This is a genomic window from Streptomyces sp. NBC_01446, from assembly GCF_026340095.1.
Taxonomy (GTDB): domain Bacteria; phylum Actinomycetota; class Actinomycetes; order Streptomycetales; family Streptomycetaceae; genus Streptomyces; species Streptomyces aureus.
This window is the reverse complement of record NZ_JAPEPO010000003.1, coordinates 427,409-446,229: the sequence shown is the minus strand read 5'-3', so window position 1 is coordinate 446,229 and position 18,821 is coordinate 427,409. Positions and strand designations below refer to the sequence as shown.

16 protein-coding genes and 7 pseudogenes are annotated in these 18,821 nt (G+C 67.0%); 15 read left to right on the top strand and 8 right to left on the bottom strand.

Features of this window, described 5'->3' with window-relative positions; genetic code table 11:
* Positions 1–91: 91 nt before the first annotated feature.
* The gene (locus tag OG456_RS46420; RefSeq protein WP_266571772.1) at positions 92–988 is read left to right on the top strand and encodes an aminoglycoside phosphotransferase family protein; all 897 of its coding nucleotides are present in this window, start codon (positions 92–94) and stop codon (positions 986–988) included.
* 335 nt (positions 989–1,323) lie between these two features.
* On the opposite strand, the gene OG456_RS46415 is transcribed toward OG456_RS46420, so the two are convergent.
* Positions 1,324–1,716, bottom strand: coding sequence for an ester cyclase (locus OG456_RS46415; protein ID WP_266571147.1), 393 nt, complete (start codon positions 1,714–1,716; stop codon positions 1,324–1,326).
* Between the two features lie 126 nt (positions 1,717–1,842).
* Here OG456_RS46415 and OG456_RS46410 point away from each other — a divergent pair, with 126 nt between their 5' ends.
* From OG456_RS46410 to OG456_RS46400, 3 genes and pseudogenes are all read left to right on the top strand, one after another.
* Positions 1,843–2,421 (top strand): PadR family transcriptional regulator, encoded by a 579-nt coding sequence (locus OG456_RS46410; protein WP_266571146.1) that lies wholly within the window; start codon positions 1,843–1,845, stop codon positions 2,419–2,421.
* Between the two features lie 20 nt (positions 2,422–2,441).
* A pseudogene (locus OG456_RS46405) lies at positions 2,442–3,134 on the top strand (alcohol dehydrogenase catalytic domain-containing protein); the annotation flags it as partial.
* Positions 3,135–3,211: 77 nt separating this feature from the next.
* A pseudogene (locus OG456_RS46400) lies at positions 3,212–4,447 on the top strand (IS3 family transposase).
* A gap of 85 nt (positions 4,448–4,532) precedes the next feature.
* Here OG456_RS46400 and OG456_RS46395 read toward each other — a convergent pair.
* Positions 4,533–5,141 (bottom strand): TetR/AcrR family transcriptional regulator, encoded by a 609-nt coding sequence (locus OG456_RS46395; protein ID WP_266571145.1) that lies wholly within the window; start codon positions 5,139–5,141, stop codon positions 4,533–4,535.
* Positions 5,142–5,210: 69 nt separating this feature from the next.
* Between OG456_RS46395 and OG456_RS46390 the strand changes: the two genes are divergently transcribed.
* Complete coding sequence (locus tag OG456_RS46390) at positions 5,211–6,143, top strand: DMT family transporter (RefSeq protein ID WP_266571144.1); 933 nt, start codon at positions 5,211–5,213, stop codon at positions 6,141–6,143.
* 714 nt (positions 6,144–6,857) lie between these two features.
* On the opposite strand, the pseudogene OG456_RS46385 reads toward OG456_RS46390, so the two are convergent.
* Positions 6,858–6,950, bottom strand: a pseudogene (locus OG456_RS46385) (transposase); the annotation flags it as partial.
* A 256-nt stretch (positions 6,951–7,206) separates the two neighbouring features.
* Between OG456_RS46385 and OG456_RS46380 the strand changes: the two are divergent.
* From OG456_RS46380 to OG456_RS46360, 6 genes and pseudogenes are all read left to right on the top strand, one after another.
* Positions 7,207–7,695, top strand: a complete 489-nt coding sequence (locus tag OG456_RS46380) for a carboxymuconolactone decarboxylase family protein (protein WP_266571143.1) — start codon at positions 7,207–7,209, stop codon at positions 7,693–7,695.
* Positions 7,696–7,749: 54 nt separating this feature from the next.
* Positions 7,750–8,019, top strand: a complete 270-nt coding sequence (locus OG456_RS46375; RefSeq protein ID WP_266571141.1) for a hypothetical protein — start codon at positions 7,750–7,752, stop codon at positions 8,017–8,019.
* A 297-nt stretch (positions 8,020–8,316) separates the two neighbouring features.
* A pseudogene (locus tag OG456_RS51005) lies at positions 8,317–8,505 on the top strand (alpha/beta hydrolase); the annotation flags it as partial.
* A gap of 386 nt (positions 8,506–8,891) precedes the next feature.
* Positions 8,892–9,533, top strand: a complete 642-nt coding sequence (locus OG456_RS46370) for a flavin reductase family protein (protein ID WP_266571140.1) — start codon at positions 8,892–8,894, stop codon at positions 9,531–9,533.
* 317 nt (positions 9,534–9,850) lie between these two features.
* Entirely contained in the window at positions 9,851–10,666 is an 816-nt protein-coding gene (locus OG456_RS46365; protein ID WP_266571771.1) for a trypsin-like serine protease, read from the top strand.
* Positions 10,667–11,127: 461 nt separating this feature from the next.
* Positions 11,128–12,406 (top strand): annotated as a pseudogene (locus tag OG456_RS46360) (RNA-guided endonuclease InsQ/TnpB family protein).
* On the opposite strand, the gene OG456_RS46355 reads toward OG456_RS46360, so the two are convergent.
* A complete protein-coding gene (locus OG456_RS46355; RefSeq protein WP_266571139.1) occupies positions 12,369–13,223 on the bottom strand; it encodes a class I SAM-dependent methyltransferase in 855 nt (284 codons plus the stop codon). The pseudogene OG456_RS46360 and the gene OG456_RS46355 overlap by 38 nt on opposite strands.
* A 62-nt stretch (positions 13,224–13,285) precedes the next feature.
* Here OG456_RS46355 and OG456_RS46350 point away from each other — a divergent pair, with 62 nt between their 5' ends.
* Complete coding sequence (locus OG456_RS46350; RefSeq protein WP_266571138.1) at positions 13,286–13,921, top strand: TetR/AcrR family transcriptional regulator; 636 nt, start codon at positions 13,286–13,288, stop codon at positions 13,919–13,921.
* A 145-nt stretch (positions 13,922–14,066) separates the two neighbouring features.
* Entirely contained in the window at positions 14,067–14,534 is a 468-nt protein-coding gene (locus OG456_RS46345; RefSeq protein WP_266571137.1) for an IS3 family transposase, read from the top strand.
* Between the two features lie 208 nt (positions 14,535–14,742).
* Here OG456_RS46345 and OG456_RS46340 read toward each other — a convergent pair.
* A pseudogene (locus OG456_RS46340) lies at positions 14,743–15,104 on the bottom strand (hypothetical protein); the annotation flags it as partial.
* 366 nt (positions 15,105–15,470) lie between these two features.
* Between OG456_RS46340 and OG456_RS46335 the strand changes: the two are divergent.
* Positions 15,471–16,031 (top strand): hemerythrin domain-containing protein, encoded by a 561-nt coding sequence (locus OG456_RS46335; protein WP_266571136.1) that lies wholly within the window; start codon positions 15,471–15,473, stop codon positions 16,029–16,031.
* On the opposite strand, the gene OG456_RS50710 is transcribed toward OG456_RS46335, so the two are convergent.
* From OG456_RS50710 to OG456_RS46320, 3 genes are all read right to left on the bottom strand, one after another.
* Positions 16,007–16,297 (bottom strand): hypothetical protein, encoded by a 291-nt coding sequence (locus OG456_RS50710; RefSeq protein ID WP_323136492.1) that lies wholly within the window; start codon positions 16,295–16,297, stop codon positions 16,007–16,009. The two genes, OG456_RS46335 and OG456_RS50710, sit on opposite strands and share 25 nt — an antisense overlap.
* A 243-nt stretch (positions 16,298–16,540) precedes the next feature.
* A complete protein-coding gene (locus tag OG456_RS46325; RefSeq protein ID WP_266571135.1) occupies positions 16,541–16,828 on the bottom strand; it encodes a hypothetical protein in 288 nt (95 codons plus the stop codon).
* Positions 16,829–16,998: 170 nt separating this feature from the next.
* Positions 16,999–17,433, bottom strand: coding sequence for a transglycosylase SLT domain-containing protein (locus tag OG456_RS46320; RefSeq protein WP_266571770.1), 435 nt, complete (start codon positions 17,431–17,433; stop codon positions 16,999–17,001).
* Positions 17,434–18,290: 857 nt separating this feature from the next.
* On the opposite strand from OG456_RS46320, the pseudogene OG456_RS46315 reads away from it, so the two are divergent.
* Positions 18,291–18,586, top strand: a pseudogene (locus OG456_RS46315) (GNAT family N-acetyltransferase); the annotation flags it as partial.
* Between the last annotated feature and the right edge of the window lie 235 nt (positions 18,587–18,821).

Sequence of the window (18,821 nt, the reverse complement as noted above, 5' to 3'; positions counted from 1 at the left end):
TGGACCCTGGCCTATGAATACTGGCTGTCGTCTCGGTTGATCTGATCTGCTTCCGGCGTTTCGAATGGGACTGGTGGAAGGGCTCGCGGGTATGACCATGCACGATGACCAAGTGGACGTAACCACCGAAACTGTTGCGACCTTGATCCAGGCACAGTTCCCTCAGTGGAGCGGCAAGGAAATCCGACTCCTGCAGTCGACCGGAACAGTCAACGCCGTCTTCCGCATCGGGAACGACCTCTCGGCACGTTTCCCGCTCCGTCTGTCCGATGCCGCCGAGACGCTGGCGGTTCTGAAGCAGGAAGCCCAGGCGAGCGCGGAGTTGGCGCAGGTGTCTCGGTTCCCCGCCCCGGAACCCGTCGCCCTGGGAGAGCCTGGAGCGGGCTACCCCATGCCGTGGTCGGTCCAGACGTGGCTGCCGGGAACGGTCTCCTCGGACGCCGACCCGAGTGGGTCGGACGCTTTTGCACAGGACCTTGCGGCCTTCATCGCCGCCCTGCGGGAGGCCGAGACGCGGGGGCGGCACTTCACCGGCGAGGGTCGTGGCGGCGTTCTCACTCACCACGACGGTTGGATGGAGAAGTGCTTCGAGGAGAGCCAGGAGCTGCTCGACGTGCGCCGGCTCCGCCACATGTGGAGCCACCTGCGGGAGTTGCCACGCGCGGGTGCCGACGTGATGAGCCATGGTGACCTGATCCCCGGCAATGTACTGGTTACGGGCGACCGGCTCAGCGGCGTACTCGACACCGGCGGCTTCGGCCCGGCCGACCCCGCCCTGGATCTGGTCAGTGCCTGGCACCTGCTACAGCGGGGGCCGCGGGAAGTGCTCCGGCGGACACTGGGCTGTGACGATCTCGAGTGGGAGCGCGGCAGGGCATGGGCGTTCCAGCAGGCGATGGGCGTTGTCTGGTACTACGTCGAGAGCAATCCGGCGATGAGCAGGATGGGACGCCGGACACTCGACCGCATTCTGGAGGCGATGGAGTGATGTCGCCCAGGCTGCAGGCCGTGCCCAAGACGATCGCTTGCCTCTCCCGCCGACAGCAGCACCAACGGGACCGGATGAACTGAGACGACGAGCGAATCGGACCAGATCATTTGAGACAAGGACCAGATCGGCTGAGACGGGACACCAGCAGCAAGATTGTCCTTTGACAGCGAAGTTAGTCCGGCCGAAGTCGCTGGCCTGCGTGGACTAACTTCGTTGTCAACGCAGTCGCCCCACGTCCCGGCGTGGGCTTTCAACTTCTGCCGAAGCGACGTACGGGCCTCTCCCGGCAGCGGTTGTTCCGTGCGGCAGAAGGCTCACCCGCACGACGAGGTTCAAGGCGCCGGGATGGCACCGATCTGCTGCATCACCCCGAGGAGGTCGGGCTGGCCGCGTTCGCCGACGATCCGGCCCTCGGCCAGGTAGTAGAAGTTCATGGCCTGCACCGAGATCTTGTTGCCGCTCGCCGGGATCCCGAAGAACTCACCGTCGTGGGTTCCCCGCATGGTGAACCGCGCGGCCACGGTGTCGCCTTCGGTGACCGTCTCCTCCAGCGCCCACTGGACGTCGGGGAAGGCGCTGCGCATCATCCCGATGACTTCCATGTACCCCTCGGGTCCCCGCAGTGGTTCCGGATGGCTGGGTGCGTGGAACACCGCGTCCGGAGAAATGACCTCGCGGGCGAGGTCCTCGTTGCCCGTGTTGATGAACTCGACGAAACGGTTCATCACTGACTCGGTGGACTGCGATGGCATCTTGCTGTGCCTCTCCAGAGACGTTTGGGCGGGTGCATGCGAGCTTAACATCGAATCGATATTCACATCGATTCGATGTTCGCGTGCGAAGATGGACTCATGCTGGAACTCGCGATACTCGGCTTCCTCGCCGAGGCCCCCTTGCCCGGACACGAACTGCGCCGCCGCGTCTCCCAGCTGACCGGCTACACCCGGCCGGTCAGCGACGGCACCCTGTATCCGGCGATCAACCGTCTGACCAAGGCGGGCTTGATCGAGCGGCGCGCCGACCCGGCCGCCGGGGCGGCCCGGTACGTGCTGAGCCTGGCCCCTGCCGGGCGGGCCGACATGCTGCAGCGTCTGCGCCAGCCCGCCGACCACGAGATCACCGACTTCACCCGGTTCTACATCGTCCTGGCCTTCCTCTCCCACCTGCCCGACGTGCCCGAACAGCACGCGGTGCTGCGCAGACGGCTGGCGTTCCTGGAAGAACCGGCAAGCTTCTTCTACGACCACGACCGGCCCCTGCGCGCCGAGGAGATCGCCGACCCCTACCGGCGCGGCATGCTGCTCACCGCCCGCGCCACCAGCCGCGCCGAACGGACCTGGCTGCGCGAGACCCTCGGCGAGAAGCCGCCCGCACTCGACACCACGGTCACCGAGAACGATCCGGATGCGCCCGCCGCTCCCGCGAGCTGACCGCCCACAGAGGTACCCCCATGCTCGCTTCCTGGTACGACGACCAGGGCCCCGCCGCCGATGTCCTGCACGTCGGCGAACTCCCTGATCCCATCCCCGCCCCGGGGGAGGTCCGCGTCCGCGTCACGGTCTCGGCCGTCAATCCCGGCGACACCAGGAAGCGGCGCGGCTGGCTCGGCTCGTCCATGCCCTACCCGCGCGTGATTCCGCACAGCGACGGCGCCGGAGTCGTCGACGCCGTGGGCGCCGGCGTGGACGCCCGCCGCGTCGGACAACGGGTCTGGGTGCACGGCGCCCAGTCCTACCGTCCCTTCGGCACGGCCGCTCAATACACCGTCGTACCGGACCACCAGGCCGTACCCCTGCCCGACCACCTCAGTGACGAGTTGGGCGCGGGCCTCGGCATCCCCGGCATCACCGCCCACCGCACCGTCTTCGCCGACGGCCCGGTCGACGGCCAACTCGTCCTGGTCCATGGGGTTCTCGGTGGTGTCGGCTCCCTGGCCGCCCATCTTGCTCACTGGGCCGGCGCCACCGTGATCGCCACCGTCCGCCGAACCGCGGACCTCGACCACATCGACCCGGCCGTCGTCTCCCACGCTGTCGCCCTGGATACCGGCGACCCCGCCGCAGCCATCCGCTCCCACGCGCCACACGGCATCGACCGGATCATCGAGGTCGCGCTGTCCGACAACGCCGACCTCGACGGGGCCTCCCCCGGGCCTCCCCCTGAGTGGTGGACACGCTGATACTGGATCTGCTTGATCTGGAGGAAGCGAGAAGACCGCCAATGGCGATGAAGGACTACTCGGACGAGTTCAAGGCTGATGCGGTGGCCCTGTACGAGGCCACACCCGGGGCGACATGCAAGAGCATCGGCGTTGACCTGGGTGTCAGCCGGGCGACACTGCGTGAGTGGGTGCTGTGGGACCGCGAGCGCCGTGGCGTCACCGGCGCGGCTGTGAGGCCGGGCGTCCGGCCTCGGCAGGCGGCGCCGTACGTCGATCCGGACGAGCGGGTGCGGCAGTTGGAGGCTCGGGTGGCCGAGCTTGTGGCGAGTGAGCGCAAGCTCGCCACCGAGCGGGACATCCTCCGCGAGGCGGCAAAGTGTTTCGCCGGAGAGACGAACTGGTGAGGAGCCGCTTCCAGTTCGTTGACGACCATCGCAACACCTACGAGGTGAAGCGGCTCTGCCAGGTCCTGGACGTGAACCGGTCCAGTTACTACAAGTGGCTCGCTGGCGCCGAGGCCCGGGCCACCCGGCAGCACCAGGACCGGATCCTGGCCGAGGAGATCCGTGAGGTCCACGGCGGGTCCGGCGGCGCCTACGGCTCCCCGCGCGTAACGGCCGAGCTCCGCGAGAAAGGGCGGGGTCAACGAGAAGCGCATCGCCCGGATCATGCGGACGTTCTCCGTCACCGGCATCCGCCTGCGCAGACGCGTGCGCACCACTGTCCCGGACCCGGCAGCCTCACCTGTCCCGGACCTGTTCCAGCGGTTCTTCACCGCCACCGAGCCGGGACGCACATGCATGGGCGACATTACGTATCTCCCGCTCGCAGGCGGGGAGTTCCTCTATCTCGCGACCGTGCTGGACTGCTTCAGCCGCGAGGTCGTCGGCTGGTTCATCGCCCACCACATGCGCACCGGCCTGGTCGCCGACGCACTGCGGATGGCAGCCGCGACCCGCGGCCGCCTGGACGGCGCCGTGTTCCACTCCGACCACGGAGCGCACTACGGATCCCGGGCCTTCGCCGGCCTCTGCGACCAACTCGGACTCACGCGGTCGATGGGCGCGGTCGGCACCAGCGCCGACAATGCGGCCTGCGAGAGTTTCCACGCCTCCGTGAAACGCGAGACCCTCCAGGGCGCCCACGAATACGGCGACGCCGACACCTGCCGCCGGTCCGTCGTCGCCTGGCTGACCCGCTACAACACCCGCCGCCGGCACTCCGCCAACGGCCACCTCAGCCCCAACGCATACGAACACCGACACCACACCGCTAAACTCACGCTCACCGCGTGATCAATGACCGCGTGCCCACCTTCATGGGGGAAGGCCCCTATTCCCCATCTTTCCGGCTCTTGGAAGCGGTCTTCTGGGTATCTCCTCATCGCTTCGCTGCGGCGCCCCCTGTGGTGGCGAGGAGAGTTTGCACCTGTTCGCGGGCATGGCTGATGGGGTCTGGGAAGACGTGCAGGCCGTGGGCGACGAGCGCCCCTTCGTGAAGCAGCATGAGCGTCCGGCCCAGTTGGGCAGCCCTGCCTGGGGCGATGTCTCCAGCGAGGTCGGTGAATAGGGCGAGCATCCACTCCTTTTGCCCGGTGATGATCGGGTAGGCCGGGTGGGACGGATCGCTGATCTCGGCGTGAGCGTTGACCATGCTGCACCCCTTGGAACTGTTCTTCGCCGACCACGCGCGTGAGGCATCGAAGACGGCCAGGACGCGCGCTGCCGACACCGGCTGTGCGGCGTCGAGGCACTGGGCGAGGAAGGCCCGCCAGCGATCATCACGATCCGCGAGGTACTCCACGACGATCTGCTCCTTGGATCCGAACCGGTCGTAGAGGGTCTTCTTCGTCACCCTGGCCTCGGCGGCGATCAGGTCCACCCCGACGGCATGGATGCCGCGCTCGTAGAACAGCCTCGCGGCGGCCTCCAGGACGCGCCGTGCGGCAGGCGTCATCGTGATCCGTCGCGGTCTCTCGGTAGTGCCCATACCTCAGGAGTATACCGATCTGTATAGTGAGCTCATGGGTATACCGATCTGTTTAGTGGAGGGTGAGGCGTGAACTTCCTGCTCTCGATCGCCTTCGTGATCTGCTGGAGTTCCGGGTTCATCGGAGCCAAGCTCGGCGCGGGCAGTGCGTCTGCGGTCACGATCCTGATGTGGCGGTTCCTGCCGCTGGCCGTCATCCTGATCGTCATTGCCACCGTCTCCAGAACGTCGTGGCGGGACCTCGCGGTGCGGGATGTGGCCCGGCAGGCCATGATCGGCACGCTGTCGCAGAGCGGCTATCTACTCACCGTGTACTACGCGATCCAACTCGGGGTCTCCAGCGGCACCACAGCCCTGATCGACGGCGTCCAGCCCCTCGTCGCCGGAGCACTTGCCGGACCGTTGTTGCGTCAGCACGTCTCACACAAGCAGTGGCTCGGCCTGTGCCTGGGGGTGAGCGGCGTCGCCATCGTCACCCTGGCTGATGCCGCGGTCGGCACGGGTGCGGCCTGGTGGGCCTATCTCATCCCCTTCCTCGGCATGTTCTCGCTGGTAGCGGCCACGTTCCTCGAAAGCCGCTCCCGCGCACGGGTCGCGCCCGCAGTGTCGCTGACCGTTCACTGCGCCACCAGTGCCGTCATCTTCACGGCACTTGCCGTGAGCGCCGGAGCCGCGAAGCCGCCCGCTGAGCTCTCATTCTGGGCAGCCATCACCTGGCTCGTAGCCTTGTCGACCTTCGGCGGATACGGGCTGTACTGGCTCATCCTGAGGCGCTCTGGAGTTACCAAGGTCAACACGCTCATGTTCCTCATGGCCCCGGTCACGGCAGTCTGGGGAGCCCTCATGTTCGGCGAACCGTTCGGTCCGCAGACCGCTTCCGGCCTGGCCGTCGGCCTCGCAGCAGTCGTCATCGTCCATCGCGGTGACACCTCATCCACCAGGGTGTGCGGGCGGGATACGCACACGGGCGAGGCCGCGCGGCCAGCCAAGTACGGCGCGTGATACCTCTGCCTGGTGAGAGGGGAGGAGCTTCCTCGTTGTCTGCGGCCCGGGCTGCCAGGTATTCGGCCCGGTCGCACCTGGCGTAGGCGACCCAGCGGAGTGCGGTGTGGCGGTGCATCCCGGTCACGTCGGCGAGGATCGGGCTGGGGAGATCCGCAGCAAGGGCGGCCAGCGCCGCGTTGCGGGCGGTGCGAACTGGGATGCCGTGGCGGCCCAGTTGCTGGGTCATGCCGTGCGTCGAGGTCGGCTTGCCCGGGACCATGCCGGGAAAGAGCAACCGAGGCCCTGGGCGGACTCGCGAGAGCTGCGGCCGCAGCTGGGGTTGTTCGGCAAGTTGAGGGTGTGTCAATTTAACGGCTCTGTCGCACATCCGGTGGTGACGGACGGTGATGATGGCGGTGGATGGACCCACCGATCGAGGAGTCGCAGGTCCGCACGTTGCAGCGATCGCTGTATGGAGTCGGCCGACGGGCACGGTGCCCGCCGATGTGAGCAGGCGTGCCGGGACGGCAGTCCCCGCGGCAGCGCCGTCTGCTCGTGAAACATCGAGGTCAGGGCGTCGATCGCAAGCCCTGCAACTGGCGGCGGCGGATACTCACACTCCGTCACCACCGGATGTGCGACAGAGCCAATTTAACGGCTGATCTTAGTTGTTGAGGTGTGAGTTGTTGCTCGGGGTCAGGCCCCTCTCTGTCAAAGTAGATCGAGTCAGGCACAGACCAGCATCAGCACGTCGTCCAGGCCCCGGTTCTTCAGCTCGGTGAACACGTGCAGCCAGTACTTCGCGCCCTCGCCGCCGTCACCGGCAGTGGAGACACGCAGCCGAGCCGAATCTCAGTTGATCTGGTCCGCGAAGATACTTCGAGGGCGCACCGAACGGGGATCAGGGCCCTGCCCTCGTATCGCCACCAAGCTCTGGGTGCGCGAGGCGAGACACCGGGGAGGGCTCTCATCAGGGACGCAACGCACCGAGAAGAAATTTTCCGGACTCCGGTCACATCGAGGTGAGTTGCTCCGTCAGTGCCGTGAGAACGCAAACAGGCCGATATGAAGGAGTCCAGTCGTGACCAGCACCCCGATCTCCCGGATGCCGAACCCGACCGAGTTCGTTCCCGAGCTGAACGACATCACCGCCGCCCTGTTCCGTGCCACGGGCAACCGATCGGTGCCGCGCACCACGATGAGCCTGGTACACCTGCGGGCCGGACAGATCGTCGGCAACACATACCTGACCATCCTGAACACGGGATTCCTGCGCAAGGCGGGGGTGTCCGAGGAGCGCATCACGGCCGTCTCCTCGTGGCAGGACGCCCCCTACTTCACCGACGCCGAGCGCGCGGCGCTCTCCCTGGTGGAAGCCACCCTCCAGCCTGCCCAGCATGGCCAGGAACGGGTCAGCGACGACCTGTACGCGGAAGTGGCCAAGCACTACGACGAGAAGGCCCTGGCCACCTTGACCATCGCAATCGGCCAGATCAACTTCTTCATAGCCCTGGCCGTCATCGGCAAGCCCGCACCGGTAGCCTCCCTCGCCGACGAGCAGTGGGACTGACCCGACCTCCTCAAGTCACCTTGGTCCGCCATAAGCGAATCGGACCAAGGTGACTTGAGAGGGCGGGCCGCCGAGGAGGTCCGGATCACCCGCAAGACGCTGCTGGAGCTGCCCGATCCGCAGCCGCTCGCGCCGTCGGCCCCGCAACTGCCGGACCATACGGCCTACCAGCAGATCATGGCGGACTTCGTCGCGGCCGACGCCACCACAGCCGAGCTGCCCGTCTCGGAATGGGAAGGCCACGACCCCGAACAACTCACCTCCGAGGAGTTCGAGGAAGTCCGGGGATCTGCCCGTCGCCAGATCGCATCCCGGCCCAGCTGACCTCTCGGCCCCGCGGAGACGTAGGCCGGAAGCGGGGCATGACGTCCGCGGCCTCATTGGCGCCCCTGCGGGTGTTTGCGACGAGGCCGTGCTGCAGCGGTGCGGGCGAGTGCACGCAGGCAGGTCGACGCTGACCCACGCCACCGAGGCAGAGGCGCCGGCCGCAGCGAAGAAGACGACCGCTAAGAAGCCGACTGCGAAGAAGCCCTCGGGCGGCCGGACGCGGAGTGATCGCTCCAGCCCCTCGCCCGTACCCGCACGGTCTTCGTCGTCGACCATCTCGGCTTCCGGCAGTCGGACCAGCGCGAGGGCCAGGACCTCAGCCTGGCGGCCCACGCGAGGAACCTCGCCCAGCTCCTCGACCACTGGGAGCTGTCCTGCCCCGGCGTCGTCGCCCACGACATCGGCGGGGCCGTGGCGCTGCGGACTCTGCTGCTGGAGGAAAGGAGTTACCGGGACCTGACTCGACGCGGCGAGCGGCGGTGATTGGCAGCCACCTCATCCTGGACCACGCAGACGTCTTCCAGCAGCTTCCGGATTACGTGCACGAAGCGCTGATTGCCCCCATATGCAGCATGCGACGCACGTCGGCCTGCAGCCGGAAAACATCGACCCTCCTAGCACCGTGGCGGGGGGCTGCGGGGCAGGTCGCGTTCTACCGCCAGTACAGCCAGATCAGGCAGGCGGAGGGCGAACTGCGCTTCGACGGGCAGCGCGAGGATCGCCTCTATGGCGTGCTCGGTGCCACAGAAGCGCCAGTTCACGCGGCGCCGCGCTGCCTGCGGAGCTCTTCGAGCTGATGCCTCCACGCGTCGAAGCGACCTGCGATCCTTCGGCGGCCGCCGAAGCGTCCGCCCTCTACGGTCGGCCGCATGAACACCGCTACGCCCAGCCGCGTGCCCACAGACCTGTCGTCCGAACACGTGACCATCACACCAAGCATCCTGTACTTCGGAACACCGGTCGTGCTGCTCTCCACGGAGAACGAGAACGGCTCCTTCAATCTTGCGCCGATGTCCTCGGCATGGGCGCTGGGACACGTAATCGTCCTCGGACTTGGCGCCGAGGGACAGACGGCGCACAATCTCCGCAGCCGCCATGATCTGGTGGTCAACCTCCCCGCGCCCGCGCAGTGGCCGGCGGTGGAACGATTGGCGCCGCTCACCGGGCGCACCCCGGTACCCGTGGACAAGCGCGGTTCCTTCCGTTTCGAGTCGGACAAGTTCGCCGCCGCCGGTTTGCGACCTCAGCCCTCCGAGCTGGTTCGGCCGCCTCGCGTCGCCGAATGCCCGATGCAACTGGAAGCCCGCGTTGCCCGGGCCCAACCCGATGCCTCCGGAGAGTTCCTCATCGTCGAAGCCCATGTGCTCAAGGTGCACGCCGCCCCCCGGATCGTCGTTTCCGGTTCCCAGCACATCGACCCAGCCGCGTGGAGCCCGCTGATCTATAACTTTCGCCACTACTACGGACTCGGCTCCGAGCTCGGCCACAGCTTCCGCTCCCAGACAGCCTGACGAAGCCAGTGGCCAAGCGAGGAGATGGAGCACAGCTCCGAAGCGTGCGGACCGGATCCGCGACAGCCACGCCGGACGGCGGAGCGGAGGTGGAACAGATCGGCGCCGTTGACGCGACGAGGTCGCTGTGACGGGGCAGCGGGTGGCCGGCCCTGGGCTCTTCTCCGCACCAACGATTCCGCTGGTGGGGCGGGTGTTATCCCTACCGTGCTGCGGGCGCTACCTGGCCTGCGCTTTGGCCTGCTGCCCCGATGGTCCGGCGGATCTTGAATACACAGACTGGACCCTTCCGCATTTCCGAGCAAAAGGGACCATCTATGTTCAGGGTGAAATCGGTACGTGGCCGCGTGGCGCGTGTCACTGCCGTCGGTGCTCTCGCGGCCGCGGTGTGCGGCACCGTGATGACTGGCAGCGCCGGGGCGATCGTCAACGGGGGCGATGCCACCCAGCGTTACCCGTTCATGGCGACGATCCCGGAGTCGGCCCCGACGAAGGGGATAGTCGACGGAACCTGCGGGGCCTCGCTGATCGATCCGCAGTGGGTACTGACGGCGGCCCACTGCGTGCAGGGCGAGTACCTCGTGCTCGACGGCACCGTCCGCGTCGGCAGCGACCACCGGAAGTCCGGGGGGACCGTCCGGGCCATCGACAGGATCATCGTCCACCCCGGCTACGTGAACAGCTACAAGGGAGGCGCCAACAAGGACGACATCGCACTGATCCGCCTCGACCGCCCCGTAGCCGAGAGGCCCATCGCTCTTGCGAAGCAGGCAGGGCGACCGGGTACCCCCACCAGGATCCTGGGCTTCGGCACCACCTCCGACACAGAGCTGACGTTCGCGGACCGGCTGCAGGAGCTTGAAACCCGCAGGGGCGCAACAGCCGAGTGTGCCCCGGATTATGCCGACAGCACGCGGCTGTGCACCATCAGCCGCGTGCCCAAGGCCATGGCCTGCTTCGGTGACTCCGGCGGGCCGCAGCTGCAGAAGGGCAAGCACGAGCAGTGGGAATTGGTCGGAGTCACCTCCGGCCCCGGCGCCCCAGACCTCGCCTGCTCGGATGGACCGGGGCTCTACAGCAGCGTTCCCGCCTTCTCGGACTGGATTGAGAAAACCATCAAGCGCGAGACCTGATCGCTGACGAAGCCGACCGCATGGGCATCACGCCTCATGCGGCGGCTTCACACCCTTTACGGACCTCACCGCAGCCTCCGCGACGTCGAGGGCTGGTGCTCGCTGACCCGGCGGCGCCACCCGGCCCCGCACCGAGGGGCCAGCCCTTGCCGATTCGGTCCGCCGTCGGAAGTCGTCGTCACCGGCTGCGGCTCGTCCACGCGCTGGCCGGGGATAGTCATCGTGGGGCCGAGATCGAGACGCCTGTTCATATCGAGCTCGAATCTGCCGTACGGGTTCACCGGGTTCCTCCGAGGATGCCCCGGCCTTCAGGCCGGGGAGGGATCGGACTCCTGCGGAGCAGGGCAGGGGAAGCCGATTCGCCGGCAGGGCGGATCGGCGCGCACCTGCCGTGGTGGTGAGGCAGCCCACGGCGGGTGGAGAGCTCTCAACTGTCAGTCCTCCCGGATAGGTTGCTGTTTATGACGACCGCGGCGCAGGAGAGGGCAGGTGTCGGGCATGCCCGGTACACCTTCCGCCTTCGTGTGTCGTCCACCGCTACTGGCGCCCTCGAAGCGGAATGGGCGCGGTGCCGGTGGCTGTGGAATGAGTGCTGCGCCCGCTCGAAGAAGGCGCACGCCGAGAACGAGAAGTGCGGTCCGGCCCGGCTGGACAAGATGCTGACCGGGGCGCGTGCCTGTATGGGCTGGCTGCGTGAAGGCTCCAGTGTTCCTCAGCAGCAGGTGATACGCGATTTCGCGAAGTCGCGGGCGAAGGCGCTGAAGGACATGAAGGCCGCTGTGCCGATGCGGCAGCGGGCCGGGATGCCCCAGTACAAGAGGAAGCACCAGGACGACCTGTCGCTGAACTACACCCGGCGGGGTTTTCGGCTCAGGGACGGCCGCCTGCACCTGGCAGGCGGCATCGTCGTGACGGTCGTGTGGTCGCGTGCCCTTTCCGAGCCGCCCTCCAGCGTCCGCGTCTACCGGGACAGCACCGGAGCTTGGTACGCGTCTTTCGTCGTGGCGGGCATGACCGAGACGCTGCCGGGAACCGGCCAGGTGATCGGGATCGACTGGGGTGTGAAGGAGACCGCGACCACTACCAGCGACGACCACGACCTTCCTCACCCGCAGCACGGGAAGAGGGCCGCCCAGCGCTTGGCGCACTATCAGCGGATGATGTCCCGGCGTAAGCCGAAGCGTGGATGCGCCGGGTCGAAGGGCTACCGCGAGGCGAAGCGGCAGACGGCGAAGCTGCACAAGAAGGTGGCCCGGCAGCGTCAGGACACCGCCCGCAAGTGGGCCAAGAAGGTCGTCCGTGACCATGACGCCCTGGCCGTGGAGGACTTCCGGCCGAAGTTCCTTGCGAAGTCCACCATGGCCAGGAAGGCCGCTGACGCGGCGATCGGCTCGACCAAGACAGCCCTGGTCGAGATGGGCCGTAAGCACGGCCGGTGGGTGCACCTGGTACACCCGGCGCACACCACGATGGACTGCGCAGACTGCGGAGCGAGAACCAAGCACGCGCTGCCTCTCTCAGAACGAACGTATACGTGCACCACGTGCGGGGTGTCCCGGCCTCGGGACAAAAACTCAGCCCGTGTGATGCTCGTCCGGGCTGGTCTCTGTCCCGGCTAGCGCTGATCGTGTAAGACCTGCATCCCCGCCGGGGACCAGGCCACGTGAGCTAGGAATCCCCCTGCCTTTAGCTGGGGGAGGTTTCAATTGCTCGAAGAGATTCGCTCACGCGTCGCTGTGACGATCCAGACTGCCCCAGGGATGCAGACACCGTCTGCGGTCTCGAAGTCCGCGAGCGCGTCGTGTACTTCGGCACGGACGCGGGTGATGGTTGTCGCGTCGACATTGCGCAGGTTGTAGCGCGTCGGGCCCATGGAGAAGATGAAATCGGCGGCGTCGTCCGCGTTGGCGCCGAAGGTCATGGGCGCCTCGGCTGGAGCCACCTCGATGTCGGTGAACCCACTGGCGGCGAGCACTTGGCGGATGCGCGCGGGGTCGAGGAGTGACCCCATACCCCTGGAGGCGGGGGATGCCTCGCGCAGGAACGGCGAGAGTGCGGCGGTCGCGCGGGCGTAGGCGCTGTCCGGGCCCGCGGGCTGCGGGCCGAGGAACGCCAGGCGGCCGGCTGACACGAGTGCGTGCTTGAGATGGGTGAAGGCTGCGACATGGTCGGCGAAGAACATGACTCCGCCGCGGCTGATGAGGACATCGAACCCGCGGTCGGGGAATGGATGAACCTGTGCGTCGCCCTGCTCGAAGGTGCAGTTGTCGAGGCCTTCCGTGGCTGCGTCACGGCGGGCGCGTTCCAGCATCGGCGCGGAGAGGTCGATTCCCACCACGTTTCCGTCGTACGCCCGTTGTGCTGCAATTCGCGTCGTCTGGCCGGTGCCGCAGCCGACGTCGAGGACCCAGTCCTGGGCTGTGATGCCTGCGGCGGCGAACAGGGGTGCGTTGAACGCGCCCATCATCCCGTTGTAACGCTCTGGGCGTTCGGCCCAGAGGATGCCCTCCCAGTCGTTCCATGCTTCTGCCTGCTGACGGTTAGCGATCGTGTGCACGGTTTGTCCTCCATCGCTTAGAGTTTGCCTCTAGAGTTCAACTCTAGATATAGACTCCAGTCATGCGTGAAGGCAAGGGGAAACAGGGCAACAAGGCCCAGGCGACGCGGCGACGGATCATCGAGGCGGCCGGCGTGCTCTTCGTCGAGCAGGGCTACGGGGCGACAAAGCTGCAGGAGATCGCCGACCGGGCAGGAGTGGCGGTGCAGACGATCTACTTCGTCTTTCGGAACAAGCCCTCACTACTCAAGGAACTTGTCGATGTCGCGATCGCAGGCGACGACGAACCCGTGCCGACGATGGACCGGCCCTGGTTCGCGGAGGTCACGACCGCACCTGACGCCGAGGCCGCACTGGTCGCACTGGTCGCCGGCACCCGCAGGACACTCGAACGCGTCGCAGCCCTCAACGAGATGGTCCGCGCCGCGACAGCAACCAACCCGGAGATCCGCCAGTTGTGGCCGGATCACGCAGACCCGCGGTACCAAGTGATCTCAACAGCGGCGAAGTCCCTGATCAAGAAGCCAGGCACCCGCCCCGCCATCCCAGTCGAAGAAGCAGCGGACGTCATCTACGCCGTCCTCAGCCCAGAGCTCTTCCTGGTACTTACCCGCGACCGTGCGTGGCCACCGGCCAAGTGGGAGCAATGGGCCTACAACACCCTCAGCTCCCAACTGTTGGTCGACAACGGGCGCTGATCAACCCAGCCCTGAGGGCAACGTGGTCCGCAGTCGGCCAGCGCCAATACATCGGGGGCTCTGATCGTGGTTGGGGAGATAGGCCTAGTGCGCGAGGGTCGGCGAGGCGGCCGATTCCGTCGGGCGAGGCGCGCCATAGGTCGAGGTGGCGTTGCACGCGGGCGGGCGGTGTCGTCTGCGCTGGGGGAACTTCACCCGCCGTCGGCGCCGCGGCCTGACCCGGCCCGACCGGAAGGCGGCCCCGTCACCGGATCTCGTCGGACGGGACTTCACCGCCATCGAGCCCGGCACGAAACTGGTCTCCGACATCACCTACCTGCCCACGCTGGCCGGCTGGTGGTATCTCGCCACGGTGATCGACCTGGCCACCCGCGAGGTCGTCGGCTATGCGATGGCCGACCATCATCGGGCCGGGCTCGTCGTCGACGCACTGAGGATGGCCGTCGGCCGAGGCGGGCTGAAGGAGGGCTGCATTGCGCACTCGGATCGCGGTTCGGAATACACCTCAGGCGAATACCGCACGCTCATAAGGGAGTTGAGTCTTCGGCAGAGCATGGGCAGAACGGGCTCATGTTACGATAACGCCGCAGCTGAGAGCTTTTTTGACTGTTGAAAGCGGAGATCGGCACCACGATCTGGGCATCTCACGAGGCGGCTCGCGCTGATGTCTTTCGCTTCATCGAGGTCGAGTACAACCGCACCCGCCTGTGGAAGCATCCCGTCTACGGATACGTCACCCCGGTCGAAACCAGGGCACTGACAGCACAAGACCTCGCCCCCGCAGCGTAACCATCCGCTGTCCACGATCACGGGGGAACTTCAGCCTGGACCACCCGGTCGGCGATGGTGGGAATCCCTAATCGCCGCACCTTTCCCGACCCGCCCGGCTTGGGGATCTTGCGTTCCCGCACCGGCAACGGCCGGAAGGTGCCCAGCTTGAGCTGGTTTTTTCCCGCAGGTCATCCAGGAACCCGGGAAGCCCGATTCTCTCCTCGACAGCGGCGGCAGTCAGGCCGTCGATGCCGGGCGTGTTGGCTCCCCGGTTGCCGGCGACCCGGTCGAACGCCACGATCAGCGTTGCCGGGTCGTGCACGAAGTTGAACAGATCGTCGAACCGGCGGGCGGTGAGCCGGCTGCATCCGGTCGGCCGGGCGATGGGGCAGCCTCCCGGGGGTACGGGCATCCGGTACCGGGCCCGGATCTGCAACCGGCTGGTGAGGACGTGGTCGCCGCCCTCCACGACGGCCGGCGCGTCTCTGCCGGCCGACTACGGGACGTGACGCCGACGCGTGATCCTTCTAGGTGCCTCAGCCAGTGCCCTCAGGCCGACGCATCCTCAGCCGCCGTTTCGACGAAGCCCCCGAGGCCGACTGGCACCTGTACCAGGGCTGGCCCGTCTTCCGCCGGTCAGCGAACCCCGCTTCTTGGCTGCAGCGGCATCCGGCGCAACCGGCCGGCAAATCCGTTACGGCATAAGCCCGTGGGGAACGCATTTTGTGGCGTGTCGGGAACCGGCGGCGCGGGATCGAGGGAAGGCAGGAGATGAGTCATGGCCGGTCACGGCGGAGATGTCATTGCCGAACTGACGGCCGACCATCGTGAGGTGGACGAGCTGTTCGCGCAGATCGAGCAGATCGCGCCCGGCTCGGCCGAGCGCAAACGCCTGCTTGACCAGCTGACCATCGAGCTGGTGCGGCACTCGGTGGCCGAGGAGGAATACCTCTATCCCGCGGTACGCGATCATCTGGAGAACGGCGACGCCCTGGCCGACAAGGAGCTCGCCGACCACGCCCGAGTGGAGCAGCTCCTCAAGGACCTCCAGACGAAGGACGCCGACGACCTTGAGTTCACCCGGCTCCTGGTGAACCTGAAGACCGAGGTCTTCGCCCATGTCAGGGACGAGGAGCAGAACCTCTTCGTTCAGCTCCGCGAGGGCTGCCACCCGTTTGTCCTGGAGAGCCTGGGGACGAAGGTCCGCCACGCGAAGAAGACCGCGCCCACCCGCCCCCATCCCGCAGTCCCCGACTCCCCGCCGGCCAACAAGCTCCTCGCCCCCGGCCTTGGACTGGTCGACCGCGCCCGCGACTACGTCACCGGCCGCGGCCAATAGCCCGGAGCTGCCCTGAGGCAGCACGAGTACGCAAGGCCCTCGGCTGCTGAAGCCGCACTGTGGGTTGCGCGATGCAAAAATTCGTCCGGTTTTCGTCGTGGCTGACCGGTGCCGGGATGGGGCTTGTGCTCCACGGCGATCTGTCGGACGACCGTGGCTGCCGGCCCACCGGTATTTTTTTCGGCAACCTCGCGAAGAACCGCTTCTTCCAGTGCTTCGCCTGATGTGACTCCTGGCGCGGGGACTTGGGTGCCGGCCTCAGGCATACCGGTGTGGTCGAACACCACAACGTCGGGGACGGCACGGTTTTGGATGACGTGTGCGGCGACAGGGATTGTGGGTCGGGTCATCCCGGCATGGTCAGGCACCGGCGCTTTTCACGGTCGCCGGCGGCGTATGGGCCTCACGTTTGCGCCGGGGCCGATGGTGACGTGCCCCCGGACGGTGACGCCCTGCCCACCGAAGAGAGCGACGGGGCCTGCCCCTGGTTGCCTTCACCGTCAGAGCCCTCAGGCAGGGTCCTTTTTCAGCTTCTCCGACATGTACGCGGCGCCGATCGCGACGGGCGTGACGACGAGCAGTGCGCCACCGACGCCCTCGAGGAACCCGTCGGTGCGGGGAGAACGATGACGCTGTGAGCGAGCAGAGCCCAGCGCCGGGACCATCCTGGCGAGTGCGAGTGCGAGTGCGAGTGCGAGTGCGAGTGCGAGTGCGAGTGCGAGTGCGAGTGCGAGTGCGAGTGCGGGTGCGTGCGCTGTGTGCGTGGTGCTGATCGACGTCGTCTCGACCGCAGCCACGGCGTGGGGCGCCCGGGGTCGGGGCGTGCCGTGTGGGTGGCTGGGGGAGCGGCTGTCGTGGGCAGGCCGGTCGTACGGGACGCGGCCTGCGGTGGTTCGTCCCCTCGGCGCGGTGCGGGGGTTTGACGCCTGCTATCGGCCGCGTGTGCGGGGTGTTGCGTCGGGCCGGATCAGTACGCCGAGTTGACGTTGTCGATCGAGCCGTAGCGCTGCGCGGCGTACTTGGCGGAGGCGGTGATGTTGGCGACCGGGTCGTAGATGTTCTGCGAGGTGCCGGCGACGTGGTACGCCTTGAAGGTCGGGTCGATGACCTGCATCAGGCCCTTGGAGGGGATGCCCTTCACGGCGTTGGAGTCCCAGTTGTTGATGGCGTTGGGGTTGCCGGTGGACTCGCGCATCAGGTTGCGGTGGATGCCCTCGTAGGTGCCCGGGATGCCCTGGGCGTGCATGACCTTCAGCGACTCCTTGATCCAGGTGTCGACGTTGCCGCCGCCGGAGGGGGCGGGGGTGGCGGCCGAGGCGGCCGGGGCGCTGATGACGGTGCCGGCCATCACGGCGGCGCCGGCGGCGACCATGCCCAGCGAGATCTTCTTGGTCTTGGTCATGCGGGCGAACTTCTTGGGCATCGCGGTGAACTGCATGCAGTAATTCCTGTTCCGTCGGGGGCGATGCCAAGAATTGTTAATCAGGGAGGAAACCCAGGTCAATGACTCCCTCTTACGATGGGGATTAGTATGGGGTACTCAAAGGTGATCCGGGGGCGTCGTCAGGCCTGGGGAACGCGCGGTGCAGGTCTACTATTCGCCTTCATAGTGACGCAGACCATATGGCCCAACCCACACGGCAAATGCCTTAAAGTCGGACAAGAGTGACGTGAATCATGTGACCTGCGCCATATTTACGGCACCCAATTCGCTCACGGTAATAGCAGAAATACATTCCGTATTCGCGGCGCAGTGGGGTGGGCCGGCGGATTATCGATGCTCGCCCGCAAGGGGGCCTGGCCTGGCGGGTGAGGGGCCCCTGAACACGTCTTCCTTCCTCCCCTGCCGGCGAGCCGAGAACATGCCCTGGACTGCTTGGCCGGCCAGGGGAGCCGACCGGTGGTGGGCTACGAGTATTTCGATGCCGCGCCTATGGCCAACCCGTCAGCCGGCTCCAGTACCCGGTCAAACGGCGATCGAAAGCGGGCCACGATCTGGTGTGCGTACGGATCCTCCGGACCGAAGTCCTGAACGATCACAGGGGAGGCGGACCGTCACCCACGGGCGCACGAATGTCGATCGGCCGGGTCCGGGCATGTCTACGCTTCGCCGCAGGTGGCACCGCCCCGCTGACAGCACCGGTCCAAGCGTCCCGGTGCCCGTCAAGGCCTGCGGATGAGGCATGAGGGGCCCGCCCCTCTGGGGTGCCCAGTTGCCCTCGGCCATCTCGTAGCCGGGGGACAAGGCGGCGCATGCCGCAGGCCGGTGTCTGCGCCTTCTACGTGCTCGTCGCCGGGGACGGTTCGGTACTGGCAGGTTCAGCCTGTACGACGTGGAGGACGGCACTGCCAGACCCGGCTACCGGGTCGCGGAGCGGGTCGCCGGCCACGGCGTGGCGACCGCGACCGTCCGGGAGCTGTGCCGGATGGCGACAGCGATGTACGGCCTGCGCACACTGCGGGCGGCCACCTTTCACGACAATGCCGCGTCCCGGAAAGTCTTGGCCAAGGCCGGGTTCGTCTCGGTTGGCCCTGCCACCCCGGCCGATGTCGGCGAGGACTCCACGGCCACGGCAGGGGAGATGCCGACGGGCATGGAAGCGGCAATCAACGAGTACCTCAACAGGGCCAGAGCCGCCCAAGCGTCGGGAAAAGAACGCGGAGGCCATCGCCATCACGAGCAAGGTCCTGGAGCACATGGACAAGGCCGAGAAGCGCGCCTGACCACAGGTGAGGTGATGAGGTACGGGTTCGGGGTGCCACATCACATCACCTCGTCGGCTTTCGGGA

Bases quoted from the DNA above. Each gene is read 5' to 3' on its own strand.
- OG456_RS46420 (WP_266571772.1), top strand. From the start codon at position 92: ATGACCATGCACGATGACCAAGTGGACGTAACCACCGAAACTGTTGCG.
- OG456_RS46415 (WP_266571147.1), bottom strand. From the start codon at position 1,716: ATGAACCGTTTCGTCGAGTTCATCAACACGGGCAACGAGGACCTCGCC.
- OG456_RS46410 (WP_266571146.1), top strand. From the start codon at position 1,843: ATGCTGGAACTCGCGATACTCGGCTTCCTCGCCGAGGCCCCCTTGCCC.
- OG456_RS46395 (WP_266571145.1), bottom strand. From the start codon at position 5,141: ATGGGCACTACCGAGAGACCGCGACGGATCACGATGACGCCTGCCGCA.
- OG456_RS46370 (WP_266571140.1), top strand. From the start codon at position 8,892: ATGAACACCGCTACGCCCAGCCGCGTGCCCACAGACCTGTCGTCCGAA.
- OG456_RS46365 (WP_266571771.1), top strand. From the start codon at position 9,851: ATGTTCAGGGTGAAATCGGTACGTGGCCGCGTGGCGCGTGTCACTGCC.
- OG456_RS46350 (WP_266571138.1), top strand. From the start codon at position 13,286: ATGCGTGAAGGCAAGGGGAAACAGGGCAACAAGGCCCAGGCGACGCGG.
- OG456_RS46335 (WP_266571136.1), top strand. From the start codon at position 15,471: ATGGCCGGTCACGGCGGAGATGTCATTGCCGAACTGACGGCCGACCAT.
- OG456_RS50710 (WP_323136492.1), bottom strand. From the start codon at position 16,297: ATGCCTGAGGCCGGCACCCAAGTCCCCGCGCCAGGAGTCACATCAGGC.
- OG456_RS46320 (WP_266571770.1), bottom strand. From the start codon at position 17,433: ATGACCAAGACCAAGAAGATCTCGCTGGGCATGGTCGCCGCCGGCGCC.